Origin of the sequence: Stenotrophomonas sp. 2619 (assembly GCF_040548725.1) — a bacterium.
GTDB classification, from domain to species: Bacteria; Pseudomonadota; Gammaproteobacteria; order Xanthomonadales; family Xanthomonadaceae; genus Stenotrophomonas; species Stenotrophomonas maltophilia_AP.
Genome location: NZ_JBEPSF010000017.1, coordinates 1 through 14,922 on the forward strand (window position 1 = coordinate 1; position 14,922 = coordinate 14,922).

Annotated in this window: 28 protein-coding genes; all 28 read left to right on the forward strand. The window is 62.0% G+C overall.

Features of this window, described 5'->3' with window-relative positions:
• Positions 1–114 (forward strand): EF-Tu C-terminal domain-related protein (locus ABIA71_RS16190; RefSeq protein WP_502961270.1); only part of this gene is annotated, 114 nt, incomplete at its 5' end.
• 333 nt (positions 115–447) lie between these two features.
• Positions 448–759, forward strand: a complete 312-nt coding sequence (gene rpsJ / locus ABIA71_RS16195) for a 30S ribosomal protein S10 (protein WP_010341589.1) — start codon at positions 448–450, stop codon at positions 757–759.
• Between the two features lie 11 nt (positions 760–770).
• Positions 771–1,421 (forward strand): 50S ribosomal protein L3, encoded by a 651-nt coding sequence (rplC, locus tag ABIA71_RS16200; protein WP_128095572.1) that lies wholly within the window; start codon positions 771–773, stop codon positions 1,419–1,421.
• A gap of 12 nt (positions 1,422–1,433) precedes the next feature.
• On the forward strand, positions 1,434–2,039 hold the full coding sequence (gene rplD / locus ABIA71_RS16205) for a 50S ribosomal protein L4 (protein ID WP_038690296.1): 606 nt from the start codon (positions 1,434–1,436) through the stop codon (positions 2,037–2,039).
• Positions 2,036–2,335, forward strand: coding sequence for a 50S ribosomal protein L23 (gene rplW / locus ABIA71_RS16210; protein WP_038690294.1), 300 nt, complete (start codon positions 2,036–2,038; stop codon positions 2,333–2,335). The genes rplD and rplW overlap by 4 nt, the downstream gene beginning before the upstream one ends.
• Before the next feature lie 10 nt (positions 2,336–2,345).
• Positions 2,346–3,173 carry a 50S ribosomal protein L2 gene (gene rplB / locus ABIA71_RS16215; protein WP_038690292.1) on the forward strand — a complete coding sequence of 276 codons (828 nt, stop codon included), beginning with the start codon at positions 2,346–2,348 and terminating at the stop codon, positions 3,171–3,173.
• 6 nt (positions 3,174–3,179) lie between these two features.
• Entirely contained in the window at positions 3,180–3,449 is a 270-nt protein-coding gene (gene rpsS, locus ABIA71_RS16220; protein ID WP_017355409.1) for a 30S ribosomal protein S19, read from the forward strand.
• A 12-nt stretch (positions 3,450–3,461) separates the two neighbouring features.
• Entirely contained in the window at positions 3,462–3,797 is a 336-nt protein-coding gene (rplV, locus tag ABIA71_RS16225; RefSeq protein ID WP_017355410.1) for a 50S ribosomal protein L22, read from the forward strand.
• 17 nt (positions 3,798–3,814) lie between these two features.
• Entirely contained in the window at positions 3,815–4,546 is a 732-nt protein-coding gene (gene rpsC / locus ABIA71_RS16230) for a 30S ribosomal protein S3 (protein WP_038690288.1), read from the forward strand.
• A 5-nt stretch (positions 4,547–4,551) separates the two neighbouring features.
• A complete protein-coding gene (rplP, locus tag ABIA71_RS16235) occupies positions 4,552–4,965 on the forward strand; it encodes a 50S ribosomal protein L16 (RefSeq protein ID WP_017355412.1) in 414 nt (137 codons plus the stop codon).
• On the forward strand, positions 4,965–5,150 hold the full coding sequence (gene rpmC / locus ABIA71_RS16240) for a 50S ribosomal protein L29 (protein WP_017355413.1): 186 nt from the start codon (positions 4,965–4,967) through the stop codon (positions 5,148–5,150). The genes rplP and rpmC overlap by 1 nt, the downstream gene beginning before the upstream one ends.
• Positions 5,151–5,161: 11 nt before the next feature.
• Complete coding sequence (gene rpsQ / locus ABIA71_RS16245) at positions 5,162–5,431, forward strand: 30S ribosomal protein S17 (RefSeq protein ID WP_038692463.1); 270 nt, start codon at positions 5,162–5,164, stop codon at positions 5,429–5,431.
• A 13-nt stretch (positions 5,432–5,444) separates the two neighbouring features.
• The gene (gene rplN / locus ABIA71_RS16250) at positions 5,445–5,813 is read left to right on the forward strand and encodes a 50S ribosomal protein L14 (protein ID WP_038690286.1); all 369 of its coding nucleotides are present in this window, start codon (positions 5,445–5,447) and stop codon (positions 5,811–5,813) included.
• A gap of 16 nt (positions 5,814–5,829) precedes the next feature.
• A complete protein-coding gene (rplX, locus tag ABIA71_RS16255) occupies positions 5,830–6,147 on the forward strand; it encodes a 50S ribosomal protein L24 (protein WP_017355416.1) in 318 nt (105 codons plus the stop codon).
• Positions 6,148–6,157: 10 nt separating this feature from the next.
• Positions 6,158–6,700 (forward strand): 50S ribosomal protein L5, encoded by a 543-nt coding sequence (gene rplE, locus ABIA71_RS16260; protein ID WP_038690283.1) that lies wholly within the window; start codon positions 6,158–6,160, stop codon positions 6,698–6,700.
• A gap of 18 nt (positions 6,701–6,718) precedes the next feature.
• Positions 6,719–7,024 (forward strand): 30S ribosomal protein S14, encoded by a 306-nt coding sequence (gene rpsN, locus ABIA71_RS16265; protein ID WP_038690281.1) that lies wholly within the window; start codon positions 6,719–6,721, stop codon positions 7,022–7,024.
• 261 nt (positions 7,025–7,285) lie between these two features.
• Positions 7,286–7,684: a 30S ribosomal protein S8 gene (gene rpsH, locus ABIA71_RS16270; protein WP_019186156.1), complete on the forward strand. Its 399-nt coding sequence runs from the start codon at positions 7,286–7,288 to the stop codon at positions 7,682–7,684.
• A gap of 18 nt (positions 7,685–7,702) precedes the next feature.
• Positions 7,703–8,230, forward strand: coding sequence for a 50S ribosomal protein L6 (rplF, locus tag ABIA71_RS16275; RefSeq protein ID WP_128095570.1), 528 nt, complete (start codon positions 7,703–7,705; stop codon positions 8,228–8,230).
• A gap of 95 nt (positions 8,231–8,325) precedes the next feature.
• Positions 8,326–8,685 (forward strand): 50S ribosomal protein L18, encoded by a 360-nt coding sequence (gene rplR / locus ABIA71_RS16280; RefSeq protein WP_038690277.1) that lies wholly within the window; start codon positions 8,326–8,328, stop codon positions 8,683–8,685.
• Positions 8,686–8,843: 158 nt separating this feature from the next.
• A complete protein-coding gene (gene rpsE / locus ABIA71_RS16285; protein WP_038690276.1) occupies positions 8,844–9,386 on the forward strand; it encodes a 30S ribosomal protein S5 in 543 nt (180 codons plus the stop codon).
• Positions 9,379–9,570, forward strand: coding sequence for a 50S ribosomal protein L30 (gene rpmD / locus ABIA71_RS16290; RefSeq protein ID WP_038690275.1), 192 nt, complete (start codon positions 9,379–9,381; stop codon positions 9,568–9,570). The genes rpsE and rpmD overlap by 8 nt, the downstream gene beginning before the upstream one ends.
• A 4-nt stretch (positions 9,571–9,574) precedes the next feature.
• Positions 9,575–10,018, forward strand: coding sequence for a 50S ribosomal protein L15 (rplO, locus tag ABIA71_RS16295; protein WP_128095569.1), 444 nt, complete (start codon positions 9,575–9,577; stop codon positions 10,016–10,018).
• A 3-nt stretch (positions 10,019–10,021) separates the two neighbouring features.
• Positions 10,022–11,377 carry a preprotein translocase subunit SecY gene (secY, locus tag ABIA71_RS16300; RefSeq protein WP_038690265.1) on the forward strand — a complete coding sequence of 452 codons (1,356 nt, stop codon included), beginning with the start codon at positions 10,022–10,024 and terminating at the stop codon, positions 11,375–11,377.
• A gap of 361 nt (positions 11,378–11,738) precedes the next feature.
• A complete protein-coding gene (gene rpsM, locus ABIA71_RS16305; protein WP_019186163.1) occupies positions 11,739–12,095 on the forward strand; it encodes a 30S ribosomal protein S13 in 357 nt (118 codons plus the stop codon).
• A gap of 12 nt (positions 12,096–12,107) precedes the next feature.
• Positions 12,108–12,497, forward strand: coding sequence for a 30S ribosomal protein S11 (gene rpsK / locus ABIA71_RS16310; protein WP_017355427.1), 390 nt, complete (start codon positions 12,108–12,110; stop codon positions 12,495–12,497).
• A gap of 14 nt (positions 12,498–12,511) precedes the next feature.
• On the forward strand, positions 12,512–13,141 hold the full coding sequence (gene rpsD / locus ABIA71_RS16315; protein ID WP_038690262.1) for a 30S ribosomal protein S4: 630 nt from the start codon (positions 12,512–12,514) through the stop codon (positions 13,139–13,141).
• A gap of 55 nt (positions 13,142–13,196) precedes the next feature.
• Entirely contained in the window at positions 13,197–14,195 is a 999-nt protein-coding gene (locus ABIA71_RS16320) for a DNA-directed RNA polymerase subunit alpha (protein WP_038690260.1), read from the forward strand.
• 201 nt (positions 14,196–14,396) lie between these two features.
• Positions 14,397–14,783, forward strand: coding sequence for a 50S ribosomal protein L17 (gene rplQ, locus ABIA71_RS16325; protein WP_038690259.1), 387 nt, complete (start codon positions 14,397–14,399; stop codon positions 14,781–14,783).
• The last annotated feature ends 139 nt before the right edge of the window (positions 14,784–14,922 follow it).

The window sequence follows — 14,922 nt, forward strand, 5'->3', positions numbered from 1 at the left end:
AAGATGGTTGTCACCCTGATCAACCCGGTCGCCATGGACGAAGGCCTGCGCTTCGCGATTCGCGAAGGCGGCCGTACCGTCGGCGCCGGCGTGGTGTCGAAGATCCTGGCATAATCTGCTAGAATCTGCGCCCCGATGTTGCCTGGGTAGGGCATCGGGGCGTAATTAAATGGGAAAAGAGGCGCAGGACGCACCTCGTGTTCCCCGGACCAGGAAGGGTCGCGCCATTCAGGCAGTGTCAGCAGGTCCCCTGTTGACCGCCGCGTTGTATGCGCGCTATACTTTTTGTCTGGGCAGATCGGGAGACCGGTCTGCCTCGATTTTTGAGGTCTACGGAAAGATCTTGTCGCCGCACGGGAATGTGCGGCGTCTGCATTCAGGATATTCATGGGACAAGGCAACCCAGAGGCCTTGTCCGTCGCTCTTTTAACGAAGGAACCCACCGTCATGGCGGACCAAAAGATCCGGATTCGGCTGAAGGCGTTCGATCATCGTTTGATCGACCGTTCGGCCAGCGAGATCGTAGAAACGGCAAAGCGGACCGGCGCGCAAGTGCGTGGCCCGATCCCCCTGCCGACCAAGATCGAGCGTTACACCATTCTCGTTTCCCCGCACGTCGACAAGGACGCGCGTGACCAGTACGAGACCCGCACGCACAAGCGCGTGCTCGATATCGTTGACCCGAACGACAAGACCGTGGACGCGCTGATGAAGCTCGAACTGGCTGCCGGCGTCGACGTTCAGATCAAGCTGACCTGAGGACTACGACCATGACGAAGAAATATTCGTTGGGCTTCGTGGGCCGCAAGGCTGGCATGAGCCGCGTGTTCACCGAAGATGGCCAGGCCATCCCGGTAACCCTGATTGAAGCTACCCCGAACCGCATCGCGCAGATCAAGACCGTCGAATCCGACGGCTACAGCGCCGTGCAGGTGACCGTCGGCGCGCGTCGCGCTGCCCTGGTCAACAAGCCGGAAGCCGGTCACTTCGCCAAGGCGAAGGTCGACGCGGGCCGTGGCCTGTGGGAATTCCGCGTTGAAGACGCCCAGCTCGGCGATTTCGCCGTCGGTGGCGAAGTCAAGGCGGACATCTTTGAAGTCGGCCAGATCGTCGACGTCCAGGGTGTCACCAAGGGTAAGGGCTTCCAGGGCACCATCAAGCGCTACAACTTCCGTATGGGTGACGCTACCCACGGCAACTCGCTGTCGCATCGCGCGCCGGGTTCGCTGGGTCAGCGCCAGACGCCAGGTCGCGTGTTCCCGGGCAAGAAGATGTCCGGTCACATGGGCTCGGTGCAGCAGAGCACCCAGAACCTGGAAGTTGTCAAGGTCGACGTCGAGCGCGGTCTGATCGCGGTTCGCGGCGCCGTTCCGGGCGCGGCGGGTGGCGACGTGATCGTCCGTCCGGCGAGCAAGGCATAAGGAGAGATGACGATGGAACTCGTTATCACGGGTAGCAACAACAAGGTCTCGGTCTCCGACGCCGTGTTCGGTCGCGATTTCAGCGAAGATCTGGTTCACCAGGTCGTCGTCGCCTATCGCAACGCCGGCCGCGCCGGCACCAAGGCACAGAAGACTCGCTCTGAAGTGGCTGGTACCACCAAGAAGTCGAAGAAGCAGAAGGGCGGCGGCGCGCGTCATGGCGCACTGACGGCTCCGATCTTCGTCGGCGGCGGTGTCACCTTCGCGGCCAAGCCGCGCAGCTTCGAGCAGAAGGTCAATCGCAAGCAGTACCGTGCAGCCATGTGCGCGATCCTGTCCGAGCTGAACCGTCAGGGCCGTCTGACCATCGTGGAGTCCTTCGATGTCGAAGCGACCAACACGAAGGCTCTGATCGCCAAGCTGGCCGGCCTGGAAGTGGGCAAGCGTCCGCTGATCGTCACCGAAGATGCTTCCGAGCACCTGTACCTGTCGGCCCGCAACATTCCCTACGTGGAAGTGCGTGACGTGCAGGGCCTGGACCCGGTGTCGCTGGTCGGTGCCGACACGGTCGTCATCACCGCTGACGCGGTCAAGAAGGTCGAGGAGTGGCTGGCATGAGCGCCAACGAGAAAATCTTCAGCGTTCTTCGCGCTCCGCGAGTCTCCGAAAAGACCGCGCGCCTGCAGGAACATTCCAACCAGTATGTCTTTGAAGTGTCGAACGAAGCGACCAAGGCCGATGTAAAGGCCGCGGTTGAGCAGCTGTTCGATGTCAAGGTCGAGTCGGTCAACGTGCTGAACGTGAAGGGCAAGAACAAGTCCTTCCGTAACCGCACCGGCCGTCGCGGCGATTGGCGCAAGGCATACGTGCGTCTCGCCGATGGCCAGTCCATCGATGTAACGGCCAAGGCCTGAGGTACATCCCATGCCATTGATGAAATTCAAGCCCACTTCCCCCGGCCGCCGTTCGGCCGTGCGCGTGGTTACGCCCGATCTGCACAAGGGCGCACCGCACGCAGCGTTGCTGGAGCCGCAGAGCAAGTCCGGTGGTCGTAACCACCACGGCCGCATCACCACCCGTCACGTTGGTGGTGGCCACAAGCAGCACTACCGTGTCATCGACTTCAAGCGCAACAAGGAAGGCATTCCGGCGCGCGTGGAACGCATCGAATACGATCCGAACCGCACCGCCCATATCGCCCTGCTGTGCTACGTCGACGGCGAACGCCGCTACATCATCGCACCGAAGGGCCTGAAGGCCGGTGACCAGGTGATCGCGGGTTCGGATGCGCCGATCAAGACCGGTAACACGCTGCCGCTGCGCAACATCCCGGTCGGTACCACTGTCCACGGCATCGAACTGAAGCCGGGCAAGGGTGCCCAGATCGCACGTGCCGCCGGCGCCGCCGTGCAGCTCGTCGCTCGTGAAGGTATCTACGCCACCCTGCGCCTGCGCTCGGGTGAAATGCGTAAGGTGCCGGTCGAGTGCCGCGCCACCATCGGTGAAGTCGGTAACGACGAACACAACCTGGAAAAGCTGGGCAAGGCTGGCGCCAAGCGCTGGCGCGGTGTCCGCCCGACCGTTCGTGGTGCTGCCATGAACCCGGTTGACCATCCGCACGGTGGTGGTGAGGCGAAGGCCGGCCAGGGTAATCCGCATCCGGTCACCCCGTGGGGTGTTCCGACCAAGGGTTACAAGACGCGCAAGAACAAGCGCACCCAGCAATTCATCGTCCGCGATCGTAGGGGCTAATCGACCATGGCACGTTCACTCAAGAAGGGCCCGTTCGTCGATCACCACCTCGTCAAGAAGGTGGAGGCCGCTGCGGGTAGCAAGAAGCCGATCAAGACCTGGTCGCGCCGTTCGATGATCCTGCCGGAAATGGTAGGCATCACCATCGCCGTTCATAACGGCAAGAACCACGTTCCGGTGCTCGTCAACGAGAACATGGTCGGCCACAAGCTCGGCGAATTTGCCATCACCCGGACCTTCAAGGGTCACGGTGGTGACAAGAAGTCGGGCAAGTAAGGAGAGATGACAATGGAAGCGAAAGCAATCCTGCGCTCCGCGCGCATCTCTGCGCAGAAAGCCCGCCTGGTCGCTGACCAGGTGCGCGGCCTGCCGGCCGAGCGTGCGGTCAACCTGCTGAAGTTTTCGGACAAGAAGGCTGCCCACCTGATCAAGAAGGTGGTGGAGTCGGCTATCGCAAATGCCGAGAACAACCAGGGCGCCGACGTCGACGAGCTGAAGGTTCAGACCATCATGGTAGATGAAGGTCCGACCCTGAAGCGTTTCATGGCGCGGGCGAAAGGCCGCGGCACCCGCATCCTCAAGCGCACCAGCCACATCACTGTGGTTGTGGGCGCCGGCAAGTAAGCGGAAAGGAAAACACCATGGGTCATAAAGTTCATCCGATTGGTATCCGCCTCGGTATTTCCAAGGACTGGAACTCCAAGTGGTACGCCAACAAGGGCGAGTTCGCTGGTTACCTGGCGGCCGACCTGAAGGTGCGGGAAATGCTGCGCAAGAAGCTTGCGCAGGCCGGCATCAGCAAGATCCTTATCGAGCGTCCGGCAAAGACCGCTCGCGTGACGATCCACACCGCCCGTCCGGGCGTGGTGATCGGCAAGCGCGGTGAGGACATCGAAAAGCTGCGTAAGGAAGTGAGCGAGATGATGGGCGTTCCGGCGCACATCAACGTCACCGAAGTGCGCAAGCCCGAGCTGGACGCACAGCTGGTTGCCGAGTCGATCGCGCAGCAGCTGGAGCGTCGCATCATGTTCCGCCGCGCCATGAAGCGCTCGGTCGGCAACGCGATGCGCCTGGGTGCCCTGGGCATCAAGGTCAACGTGGGTGGCCGCCTCAACGGTGCAGAAATCGCCCGTTCGGAGTGGTACCGCGAAGGCCGCGTGCCGCTGCACACGCTGCGTGCCGACATCGACTATGGCTTCGCTGAAGCCAAGACGACCTACGGCATCATCGGCATCAAGGTCTGGATCTACAAGGGCGAGGTTTTCGATTTCTCCCAGGTTGGCCAGGAAAAGCAGGACGATTCCCCGCGCAACGATCGTAACGATCGCGGCGACCGCGGTGACCGTCAGCGCCCGGCTCGTGAAGCGAGGTAACGGCAATGTTGCAACCCAAGCGAACCAAATACCGCAAGGTACACAAGGGCCGTAACGATGGCCTGAGCTGGAGCGCCAACGCTGTCAGCTTCGGCGAATACGGCCTGAAGGCAACCGCTCATGGTCAGCTGACCGCGCGTCAGATCGAAGCGGCTCGCCGCTCGATCAGCCGCTACGTCAAGCGCGGCGGCAAGATGTGGATCCGAGTGTTCCCCGACAAGCCGATCACCAAGAAGCCCATCGAAGTTCGAATGGGTTCTGGTAAGGGCAACGTGGAGTACTGGGTAGCCCAGATCCAGCCCGGCCGCATGATCTATGAAATTGAAGGTGTGGATGAAAGCGTGGCTCGCGAGGCGTTCCGCCTGGCAGCTGCCAAGCTCTCCGTGACCACCACCTTCGTGACCCGGACGGTGATGTAATGGATATCAAACAACTTCGCGAAAAGTCGGCTGACGATCTGAAGGCCCACCTGACCGACCTGCGTAAGGAGCAGTTCTCGCTCCGTATGCAGCAGGTTACTGGCCAGCTGCCGAAGACTCACGAAACCCGCCGGGTCCGCCGCGAGATTGCTCGCGTCAAGACCCTGCTCGGCAGCACCAAGTAAGGATGGCCGCGATGAGCGACAATACTGAAAACAAAGCGCTGCGCACGGTCGAAGGCCGTGTCGTCAGCAACAAGATGGACAAGACGGTCACCGTGTTGGTGGAACGCCTGGTCAAGCACGCCCTGTACGGCAAGTACATCAAGCGTTCGACCAAGCTGCACGCCCACGACGCCGACAACGCCTGCAACGAAGGCGATGTCGTCCGCGTGACCGAGATTGCTCCGATGTCCAAGACCAAGAACTGGCGCGTGGTGGAAGTCATCACGCGTGCGGCTGAATAAGGAGATCTGAATCATGATCCAGATGCAGAGCTACCTCGAGGTCGCGGACAATTCCGGTGCCAAGGAAGTGATGTGCATCAAGGTGCTGGGCGGCTCCAAGCGTCGCTACGCCCACATCGGTGACATCATCAAGGTCACCGTGAAGGATGCGATCCCGCGCGGCAAGGTCAAGAAGGGTGAAGTGTTCGACGCCGTCGTGGTGCGTACCCGCAAGGGTGTGCGTCGCGCCGACGGTTCGCTGATCCGTTTTGACGCCAACGCCGCGGTCCTGCTCAACAACAAGCAAGAGCCGATCGGCACCCGCATCTTCGGACCGGTGACGCGTGAACTTCGTACCGAGAAGTTCATGAAGATCGTCTCGCTCGCTCCCGAAGTGCTGTGAGCGACAGGAGATAATCATGGCTAACCGTATCAAGAAGGGCGACCAGGTCGTCGTCAACACCGGCAAGGACAAGGGCAAGCAGGGCGAAGTCGTCCGCGTCGACGGCGATCGTGTGATCGTCGCCAACGTGAACATCGTCAAGCGCCACACCAAGCCGAACCCGCAGGCAGGCGTTGCCGGCGGCGTGGTCGAGCGTGAAGCGTCGATCCATATCTCCAACGTGAATGTGCTGAACCCGGCTTCGGGCAAGGGCGAACGCGTTGGTTTCAAGGTGCTGGAGGATGGACGCAAACTGCGTGTGTTCCGCTCCAGCGGTGAGGCGCTCGACGCCTGAGGATGCGCTGATGAATACCCGTCTCGAAAAGTTCTACAAGGAAGAAGTGGTGCCGGCGCTGATGAAGCAGTTCGGCTACACCAATCCGATGCAGGTTCCGAAGCTGGTCAAGGTCACCCTGAACATGGGTGTCGGCGAAGCAGCCACGAACAAGAAGATCCTGGAAAATGCCGTCGCCGACATGGCCAAGGTCTCCGGCCAGAAGCCGATCGTGACCAAGTCCCGCGTCTCGGTGGCTTCGTTCAAGATCCGCGATGGTTGGCCGATCGGCTGCAAGACCACGCTGCGTCGTGAAAAGATGTATGAGTTCCTGGACCGCCTGATCAACATCTCGCTGCCGCGCGTGCGCGACTTCCGTGGTGTCTCGGGTCGTTCCTTCGACGGTCGCGGCAACTTCAACATGGGTGTGAAGGAACAGATCATCTTCCCGGAAATCGACTTCGACGCTGTCGACGCGATCCGCGGCATGGATATCGCCATCACCACCACCGCCAAGACCGACGCGGAAGCGAAGGCGCTGCTCGCAGCGTTCAAGTTCCCGTTCCGTAACTGATACGTCGAGGAAACCGAAATGGCAAAGACCTCCATGGTCAACCGCGATCTGAAGCGCGCCAAGCTGGCCGTCAAGTTCGCTGGCAAGCGTGAAGAGCTGAAGAAGATCATCTCCAGCCCGACCGCTTCCTACGCCGACAAGGCCGACGCTGTCGTGAAGTTGCAGAAGCTGCCGCGCGATTCGTCGCCGAGCCGCCACCGCAACCGTTGCGAACTGTCCGGCCGCCCGCGTGGCGTCTACAGCAAGTTCGGCCTCGGCCGCAACAAGCTGCGCGAAGCCACCATGCGTGGCGACGTGCCGGGCCTGCGCAAGGCCAGCTGGTAAGGGATTCGTCCCGGAACCTGCCCCGCATCCCCTGGATGTGGGGCAGGGGGACCGACCGGTTGTTCAGGTTTGTTCCCAATTAAGGAGTCCGACGCAAGTCGGGCTCTTTTTGCCGTATACTCCCGCGTCTTGCTCCGTCACAGGGGCTGGCGCAGAGCGGACCGTTGGTCCGCTGAACAGGTAACAAGGGTTCTGGCCCATCCCAGGAACACAGCAAGATTTTCGCGAAAGCGGATATCGGTGCACTCAAAGGTATCGACTATGAGCATGACTGATCCCATCGCCGACCTGCTGGTACGCATCAAGAATGCGGCCGCGGTAGGCAAGCAGACGGTGAAGGCACCGTCCTCCAAGATCAAGGTTGCAATCGCAGAAGTGTTGAAGGCCGAAGGCTACATCACCGACCTGCGCGTGACCAAGATCGAGAACAACAAGGCCGAGCTTGAAATCGTCCTGAAGTATTTCGAAGGCAAGCCGGTTATCGAGACCCTGAAGCGCTTCTCGCGTTCGGGCCTGCGCCAGTACCGTGGCAAGTCTGAGCTGCCGAAGGTCCTCAACGGCCTGGGCATCTCCATCATCTCCACCTCCAAGGGCATCATGACTGATGCGCAGGCGCGCCAGTTGGGCGTCGGCGGCGAAGTCCTGTGCTTCGTGGCCTAAGGCGAGAAGGAACCAACTATGTCCCGCGTAGCCAAGAAGCCGGTCAACCTGCCCAAGGGCGTTGAACTGAACATCCAGCCGGAATCCGTCAGCGTGAAGGGCCCCAAGGGCACCCTGTCGCTGCCCAAGGTTGCTGGCGTTGAAATCACCGTCGACAACGGCGTGGCCACCCTGGCCGCCAATGACGAGAGCCTGATCGCACTGACCGGTACCGTGCGCGCCATCCTGGCCAACATGGTCAAGGGCGTCACCGACGGTTTCGAGCGCAAGCTCGAGCTGGTCGGCGTGGGTTACCGCGCCGCGATGCAGGGCAAGGACCTGAGCCTGTCGCTCGGTTTCTCGCACCCGATCGTGTTCGTGGCCCCGGAAGGCATCACCATCACCACCCCGACCCAGACCGAAGTGCTGGTCCAGGGCGCTGACAAGCAGCAGGTTGGTGAAGTGGCTGCCAAGATCCGTGGCTACCGTCCGCCGGAGCCCTACAAGGGCAAGGGTGTGAAGTACGCCGGCGAAGTCATCATTCGTAAGGAAGCCAAGAAGGCCTAATCAGGCGCGGGAACTTCCACGGGAACCCGGCGGTCAATCGCTGGGTTCCTCAAAGCAAAAGCCCGCTTCACTTCAGCTTTCAAGGAACTCAAATCATGAGCATCAACAAGAACATCGCCCGCCTGCGTCGCGCCAAGTCGACCCGTGCACACATCCGCGTTCTCGGCGTGCCGCGTCTGTCGGTGCTGCGCACCGGTCAGCACCTGTACGCCCAGGTCTTCACCGCCGATGGCTCCAAGGTGCTGGCCGCTGCCAACACCACCCAGGCCGACGTCAAGGAAGGCCTGAAGAACGGCAAGAACAGCGACGCCGCCGCCAAGGTGGGCAAGCTGGTCGCCGAGCGCGCCAAGGCTGCGGGCATCGAGAAGGTCGCTTTCGACCGCTCGGGCTACCGCTACCACGGCCGCATCAAGGCACTGGCCGACGCAGCCCGCGAAGGCGGCCTGCAGTTCTAAGGGATTCGGGGGCAGGGCACAGCCCTGCCTCCACCTGCCTGCCGGCGCGGGTTGCGCCGGGCGACGTCCTTCTTCTGCAGGGACGAACGATTCACCGCACCACTTCACAGCTATAAGCGGCCTCGAGCCGTACATACTCAATCAATCAAGGAATCAACATGGCAGAAGAACGTCAGCAGCGGGGTCGCGATCGCGACCGTAACCGCGAAGAGAAAGTCGACGACGGCATGATCGAAAAGCTGGTCGCGGTCAACCGCGTCAGCAAGACCGTCAAGGGTGGTCGTCAGTTCACCTTCACCGCACTGACCGTGGTCGGTGATGGCGCAGGCAAGGTCGGTTTCGGCTATGGCAAGGCGCGCGAAGTGCCGGTCGCCATCCAGAAGTCGATGGAGCAGGCCCGCAAGAACCTGGCCGACGTCGATCTGAACAACGGCACCCTGTGGCACCCGGTGAAGTCCGGCCACGGCGCAGCCCGCGTGTTCATGATGCCGGCCTCGGAAGGTACGGGTGTCATCGCCGGTGGTGCCATGCGCGCCGTGCTGGAAGCCGTTGGCGTCAAGAACGTGCTGGCCAAGGCCGTTGGTTCGCGCAACCCGATCAACCTGGTTCGCGCCACGTTGAAGGGTCTGAGCGAAATGCAGTCGCCGGCCCGCATCGCGGCCAAGCGCGGCAAGAAGGTAGAGGATCTCAACCATGGCTAATGACACCACCAAGACCGTCAAGGTCCGTCTGGTTCGCGGCCTGCGTGGTGCCCAGGCGCGTCATCGCCTGTCGGTGCGTGCGCTGGGTCTGGGCAAGCTCAACGATGTCCGTGAACTGAAGGACAGCCCGCAGGTTCGCGGTCTGATCAACAAGGTCCACTACCTCGTCAAGGTTGAGGAATAATCCAATGACCATGCATCTGAATGAATTGAGCCCGGCACCGGGCGCTCGTAAAGAGCGTACCCGCGTCGGTCGTGGTATCGGCTCCGGCCTGGGCAAGACCTGCGGCCGCGGCCACAAGGGTTCGTTCGCCCGTAAGGGTGGCGGCAAGATCAAGGCGGGCTTCGAAGGCGGCCAGACCCCCATGCAGCGTCGTCTGCCGAAGGTCGGTTTCCGTTCCAAGATTGCCAAGGACACCGCTGAAGTCCTGTCCTACCAGCTGGAACGCCTGGAAGCCGGCGAGATCGACTTTGCCGCGCTGCGCGCTGCCAAGCTGGTCCCGAGCTCCGCAAAGCGTGCCAAGATTGTCATGAAGGGCGACGTCACCAAGGCGTTCACCCTGAAGGGCGTCGCTGCAACGGCCAGTGCCAAGGCCGCGATCGAAGCTGCCGGCGGCAGCGTACAGGAGTAAGACATGGCGCAAGCTGGCATTGGTAACCTCGGCGGCGGGCTCGGCAAGTTCACGGAACTTCGCCAGCGTCTGCTGTTCGTCATCGGGGCATTGATCGTCTATCGCATCGGCTGTTATGTGCCGGTGCCGGGCGTGAATCCCGATGCCATGCTTGCGCTCATGCAGGCGCAGGGCGGCGGCATCGTGGACATGTTCAACATGTTCTCGGGCGGCGCCCTGCACCGTTTCAGCATTTTTGCGCTGAACGTGATGCCGTACATCTCGGCGTCCATCGTGATGCAGCTGGCGGTCCATATCTTCCCGGCATTGAAGGCAATGCAGAAGGAAGGTGAGTCGGGCCGTCGCAAGATCACCCAATATTCCCGCATCGGGGCCGTGTTGCTGGCCGTGGTGCAGGGCGGCAGCATCGCGCTGGCGCTGCAGAACCAGCTGTCGCCGAGCGGCGCGCCGGTTGTGTACGCCCCGGGCATGGGCTTCGTGCTCACCGCCATCGTTGCGCTGACCGCCGGTACGATCTTCCTGATGTGGGTTGGCGAGCAGGTCACCGAGCGTGGCATCGGCAACGGCGTCTCGCTGATCATCTTCGCCGGCATCGTGGCCGGCCTGCCGGGCGCGGTCATCCACACCGTGGAAGCCTACCGCGACGGCAACATGAGCTTCATCGCGCTGCTCCTGATCGTGCTGGTGGTGCTGGCCTTCACCTACTTCGTGGTGTTCGTCGAGCGTGGCCAGCGTCGGATCACGGTGAACTACGCGCGCCGCCAGGGCGGTCGCAACGCGTACATGAACCAGACCTCGTTCCTGCCGCTGAAGCTGAACATGGCGGGCGTGATCCCGGCCATCTTCGCCTCGTCGATCCTGGCGTTCCCGACCACCCTGGCCATGTGGTCCGGCCAGGCCAGTTCGGCCACCTGGCTGCAGAAGGTGGCCAACGCGCTGGGTCCGGGCGAGCCGCTGCACATGATCGTGTTCGCCGCGCTGATCACCGGTTTCGCGTTCTTCTATACCGCGCTGGTGTTCAACTCGCAGGAAACCGCCGACAACCTGAAGAAGTCGGGCGCGCTGATTCCGGGCATCCGTCCGGGCAAGGCGACGGCCGACTATGTCGACGCCGTGCTGACCCGCCTGACCGCCGCCGGTTCGCTGTACCTGGTGATCGTCTGCCTGCTGCCGGAAATCATGCGCACCCAGCTGGGCGCGTCGTTCTACTTCGGCGGCACCTCGCTGCTGATCGTGGTGGTGGTGGTGATGGACTTCATTGCGCAGATCCAGGCGCACCTGATGTCGCACCAGTACGAGAGCCTGCTGAAAAAGGCCAACCTGAAGGGCGGCAATCGCGGCGGTTTTGCCCGCGGCTGATAAGCCTGTTACACTTTCGTCTTCCTGACGTGATGGTCCTCCGCTTCGCGGACCTGGCCACACAAACGAAGGGCGGCCCCCGCAGCGGTTCCGGGTGGGGGTGAGATCGGGTGGTCCCGCGCGGGAGTAGCGCGGGCGTCACCGGGAAGGGCACCAAGGTGCCATTTCCTGGGGTCAACCTGATCCGGCGCCGGAGCCTGGGCACACTCCCTGGGCCAAGTTCGTGAAACCTTGTGTTTCACGGGCTTCCAAGTAAACCGGAACCTTGTTAGTATCGCTAGTTCACTTTTTTGATCCATCCTGCCGGATTGGCGCGCCCCATGGTGCGCTGTCGGCCATCACTCAGCTGGAGAACCGCGTCATGGCGCGTATTGCAGGCGTCAACCTGCCAGCCCAGAAGCACGTCTGGGTCGGGTTGCAAAGCATTTACGGCATCGGCCGTACCCGTTCGAAGAAGGTCTGCGACGCCGCAGGCGTTACCTCGACCACCAAGATCCGCGATCTGTCGGAGCCGGAAATCGAGCGTCTTCGTCTCGAAGTCGGCAAGTACATCGTGGAAGGCGATCTGCGCCGTGAAATCGGTATCGCGATCAAGCGCCTGATGGATCTGGGCTGCTACCGCGGTCTGCGTCACCGTCGCGGTCTTCCGCTGCGTGGCCAGCGCACCCGTACCAACGCCCGCACCCGCAAGGGCCCGCGCAAGGCGATCAGGAAGTAAGGGACCTAAGAAATGGCTAAGCCCGTCGCTAAGACCAAGAAGAAGATCAAGCGCGTCGTCACTGACGGCGTCGCCCACGTCCACGCTTCTTTCAACAACACCATCGTGACCATCACCGACCGTCAGGGCAACGCTCTGTCGTGGGCGACCTCCGGTGGCGCTGGCTTCCGCGGTTCGCGCAAGTCCACCCCGTTCGCTGCCCAGGTGGCTGCCGAGAAGGCCGGCCGTGCCGCGCTCGACTACGGCGTCAAGTCCCTGGAAGTCCGCATCAAGGGCCCGGGTCCGGGTCGTGAGTCGGCCGTGCGCTCGCTGAACAACGTGGGCTACAAGATCACCAACATCATCGACGTGACGCCAATCCCGCACAACGGGTGCCGTCCGCCGAAGAAGCGTCGCGTCTAAAGGAGCGATAAGAAATGGCTCGTTATATCGGTCCTACCTGTAAGCTCGCCCGCCGCGAAGGCGCCGACCTTTCCCTCAAGAGCCCGGCGCGTGCGCTGGACTCCAAGTGCAAGCTGGAGCAGAAGCCCGGCCAGCACGGCGCCACTGCCCGTAAGGGCAAGCTGTCCGACTACGCTACCCAGCTGCGCGAAAAGCAGAAGGTCAAGCGTATCTACGGTCTGCTGGAGCGTCAGTTCCGCAACTACTACAAGAAGGCCTCGACCAAGAAGGGCAACACCGGCGAGAACCTCCTGCAGCTGCTGGAAACCCGCCTGGACAACGTTGTCTACCGCATGGGCTTCGCTGTGACCCGTCCGGCTGCCCGTCAGCTGGTCTCGCACCGCGGTGTCACCGTGAACGGCAAGTCGGTCAACCTGGCTTCTTACCAGGTCAAGGCTGGCGACGCTGTTGCGCTGTCCGAGAAGGCTGCCAAGCAGCTGCGCGTTCAGGAAGCCCTGACCGTGTCGGCCACGCACGACCTGCGTCCGTCGTGGGTTGAAGTGGATTCCGGCAAGTTCGCCGGCATCTTCAAGGCGGTTCCGGATCGTGCGGACCTGCCTGCGGATATCAACGAAGCGCTGATCGTCGAGTTGTATTCGAAGTAATTCACATTGGAGAATCCCCGGCGACGGCCGGGGATTCACTAGGAGAACCCGCAACATGACGGTTACCGCCAACCAGGTTCTGCGTCCTCGCGGTCCGCAGATCGAACGCCTTACCGACACCCGCGCCAAGGTCGTTATCGAACCCTTGGAGCGTGGTTACGGGCATACGCTGGGCAATGCCCTGCGTCGCGTGCTGCTGTCGTCCATCCCGGGCTTCGCCATCACGGAAGTTGAGATCGACGGCGTGCTGCACGAGTACACCACCCTTGAAGGCTTGCAGGAGGACGTGCTTGAAGTCCTGCTCAACCTGAAGGACGTGGCGATCCGTATGCATACCGGTGACAACGCAACCGTGTCGCTGTCCAAGCAGGGTCCGGGTGTCGTGACTGCTGCCGATATCAAGGTCGATCACAACGTCGAGATCCTCAACAACGACCATATCATTTGCCACCTGACCAAGGACACGGCAATCAATATGCGTTTGAAGGTCGAGCGTGGTTTCGGCTACCAGCCGGCGGCCGCGCGTCGTCGTCCGGATGAAGAAACCCGTGCCATCGGTCGTCTGGTCCTGGACGCCTCGTTCTCGCCGGTCCGTCGCGTCGCCTATTCGGTGGAAGCGGCCCGCGTTGAACAGCGTACCGATCTGGACAAGCTGGTGCTGGACATCGAAACCAACGGCACGATCGATGCCGAGGAAGCCGTGCGCACTGCCGCGGATATCCTCAGCGATCAGCTGTCGGTCTTCGGTGACTTCACCCACCGCGACCGCGGTGCAGCCAAGCCGGCCAACAACGGCGTGGATCCGGTGCTGCTGCGCCCGATCGACGATCTGGAATTGACCGTTCGCTCGGCCAACTGCCTGAAGGCAGAGAGCATTTACTACATCGGCGATCTGATCCAGAAGACCGAAGTGGAACTGCTCAAGACCCCGAACCTCGGCAAGAAGTCGCTGACCGAGATCAAGGAAGTCCTCGCACAGCGCGGTCTTTCGCTCGGCATGAAGCTGGAGAACTGGCCGCCGGCCGGTGTCGCCCAGCACGGCATGCTCGGCTGATCCAGCGCTACGCAAGATGCTTGACCCCGCACCTTCGGGTGCGGGGGCTTTACCCGCAGTACCTCGCATCGACAGGCCCATAGCCTGCGGTGACGGTCGGCCAGGAGGGCCGGCATCGGACCAACCGCAGTCCAAGCAGCAACGCCAGGATGGCGACAGCGATACCCAACCGATCCAACATTCAATCAAGGAATCACGTCCATGCGTCACATGAAGTCCGGCCGCAAGTTCAACCGCACCAGCGCCCACCGCGAAGCTATGTTCAAGAACATGGCCGCCTCGCTGTTCAAGCACGAGCTGATCAAGACCACGCTGCCGAAGGCCAAGGAACTGCGCCGCGTCGCCGAGCCGCTGATCACCCTGGCCAAGGTCGACTCCGTCGCCAACCGTCGTCTGGCCTTCGCCCGTCTGCGTGACAACGAAGCCGTGGGCAACCTGTTCACCATCCTGGGCCCGCGCTACGCGACCCGTCCGGGTGGCTACCTGCGTCTGCTGAAGTGCGGCTTCCGCGCTGGCGACAACGCTCCGATGGCCTACGTCGAACTGGTCGACCGTCCGGCTGCCGTGGCTGAAGCCGTCGAAGAATAATCGACGCGCAACACCCGTAATTCGGTGAAGAACCCGGCCTTGTGCCGGGTTTTTCCGTTTCTGGGGTAGGGGTTTCTTGGTGTGTTGATCAACGGCAACGGTCAGGCGCATCGCGTACTACGGTGGGGCGCTGGTGTGG

Excerpts from the sequence above, each read along its gene's own strand:
- rpsC (WP_038690288.1), top strand. The coding sequence starts at position 3,815 with ATGGGTCATAAAGTTCATCCGATTGGTATCCGCCTCGGTATTTCCAAG.
- rpmC (WP_017355413.1), top strand. The coding sequence starts at position 4,965 with ATGGATATCAAACAACTTCGCGAAAAGTCGGCTGACGATCTGAAGGCC.
- rplN (WP_038690286.1), top strand. The coding sequence starts at position 5,445 with ATGATCCAGATGCAGAGCTACCTCGAGGTCGCGGACAATTCCGGTGCC.
- secY (WP_038690265.1), top strand. The coding sequence starts at position 10,022 with ATGGCGCAAGCTGGCATTGGTAACCTCGGCGGCGGGCTCGGCAAGTTC.
- rplQ (WP_038690259.1), top strand. The coding sequence starts at position 14,397 with ATGCGTCACATGAAGTCCGGCCGCAAGTTCAACCGCACCAGCGCCCAC.
- rpsH (WP_019186156.1), top strand. The coding sequence starts at position 7,286 with ATGAGCATGACTGATCCCATCGCCGACCTGCTGGTACGCATCAAGAAT.
- rpsN (WP_038690281.1), top strand. The coding sequence starts at position 6,719 with ATGGCAAAGACCTCCATGGTCAACCGCGATCTGAAGCGCGCCAAGCTG.
- rpsD (WP_038690262.1), top strand. The coding sequence starts at position 12,512 with ATGGCTCGTTATATCGGTCCTACCTGTAAGCTCGCCCGCCGCGAAGGC.
- rpsS (WP_017355409.1), top strand. The coding sequence starts at position 3,180 with ATGGCACGTTCACTCAAGAAGGGCCCGTTCGTCGATCACCACCTCGTC.
- rplC (WP_128095572.1), top strand. The coding sequence starts at position 771 with ATGACGAAGAAATATTCGTTGGGCTTCGTGGGCCGCAAGGCTGGCATG.
- ABIA71_RS16320 (WP_038690260.1), top strand. The coding sequence starts at position 13,197 with ATGACGGTTACCGCCAACCAGGTTCTGCGTCCTCGCGGTCCGCAGATC.
- rpsQ (WP_038692463.1), top strand. The coding sequence starts at position 5,162 with ATGAGCGACAATACTGAAAACAAAGCGCTGCGCACGGTCGAAGGCCGT.
- rplB (WP_038690292.1), top strand. The coding sequence starts at position 2,346 with ATGCCATTGATGAAATTCAAGCCCACTTCCCCCGGCCGCCGTTCGGCC.
- rplV (WP_017355410.1), top strand. The coding sequence starts at position 3,462 with ATGGAAGCGAAAGCAATCCTGCGCTCCGCGCGCATCTCTGCGCAGAAA.
- rplF (WP_128095570.1), top strand. The coding sequence starts at position 7,703 with ATGTCCCGCGTAGCCAAGAAGCCGGTCAACCTGCCCAAGGGCGTTGAA.
- rpsJ (WP_010341589.1), top strand. The coding sequence starts at position 448 with ATGGCGGACCAAAAGATCCGGATTCGGCTGAAGGCGTTCGATCATCGT.
- rplO (WP_128095569.1), top strand. The coding sequence starts at position 9,575 with ATGACCATGCATCTGAATGAATTGAGCCCGGCACCGGGCGCTCGTAAA.
- rplE (WP_038690283.1), top strand. The coding sequence starts at position 6,158 with ATGAATACCCGTCTCGAAAAGTTCTACAAGGAAGAAGTGGTGCCGGCG.
- rplR (WP_038690277.1), top strand. The coding sequence starts at position 8,326 with ATGAGCATCAACAAGAACATCGCCCGCCTGCGTCGCGCCAAGTCGACC.
- rplX (WP_017355416.1), top strand. The coding sequence starts at position 5,830 with ATGGCTAACCGTATCAAGAAGGGCGACCAGGTCGTCGTCAACACCGGC.
- rpmD (WP_038690275.1), top strand. The coding sequence starts at position 9,379 with ATGGCTAATGACACCACCAAGACCGTCAAGGTCCGTCTGGTTCGCGGC.
- rplW (WP_038690294.1), top strand. The coding sequence starts at position 2,036 with ATGAGCGCCAACGAGAAAATCTTCAGCGTTCTTCGCGCTCCGCGAGTC.
- rpsK (WP_017355427.1), top strand. The coding sequence starts at position 12,108 with ATGGCTAAGCCCGTCGCTAAGACCAAGAAGAAGATCAAGCGCGTCGTC.
- rplD (WP_038690296.1), top strand. The coding sequence starts at position 1,434 with ATGGAACTCGTTATCACGGGTAGCAACAACAAGGTCTCGGTCTCCGAC.
- rplP (WP_017355412.1), top strand. The coding sequence starts at position 4,552 with ATGTTGCAACCCAAGCGAACCAAATACCGCAAGGTACACAAGGGCCGT.
- rpsM (WP_019186163.1), top strand. The coding sequence starts at position 11,739 with ATGGCGCGTATTGCAGGCGTCAACCTGCCAGCCCAGAAGCACGTCTGG.
- rpsE (WP_038690276.1), top strand. The coding sequence starts at position 8,844 with ATGGCAGAAGAACGTCAGCAGCGGGGTCGCGATCGCGACCGTAACCGC.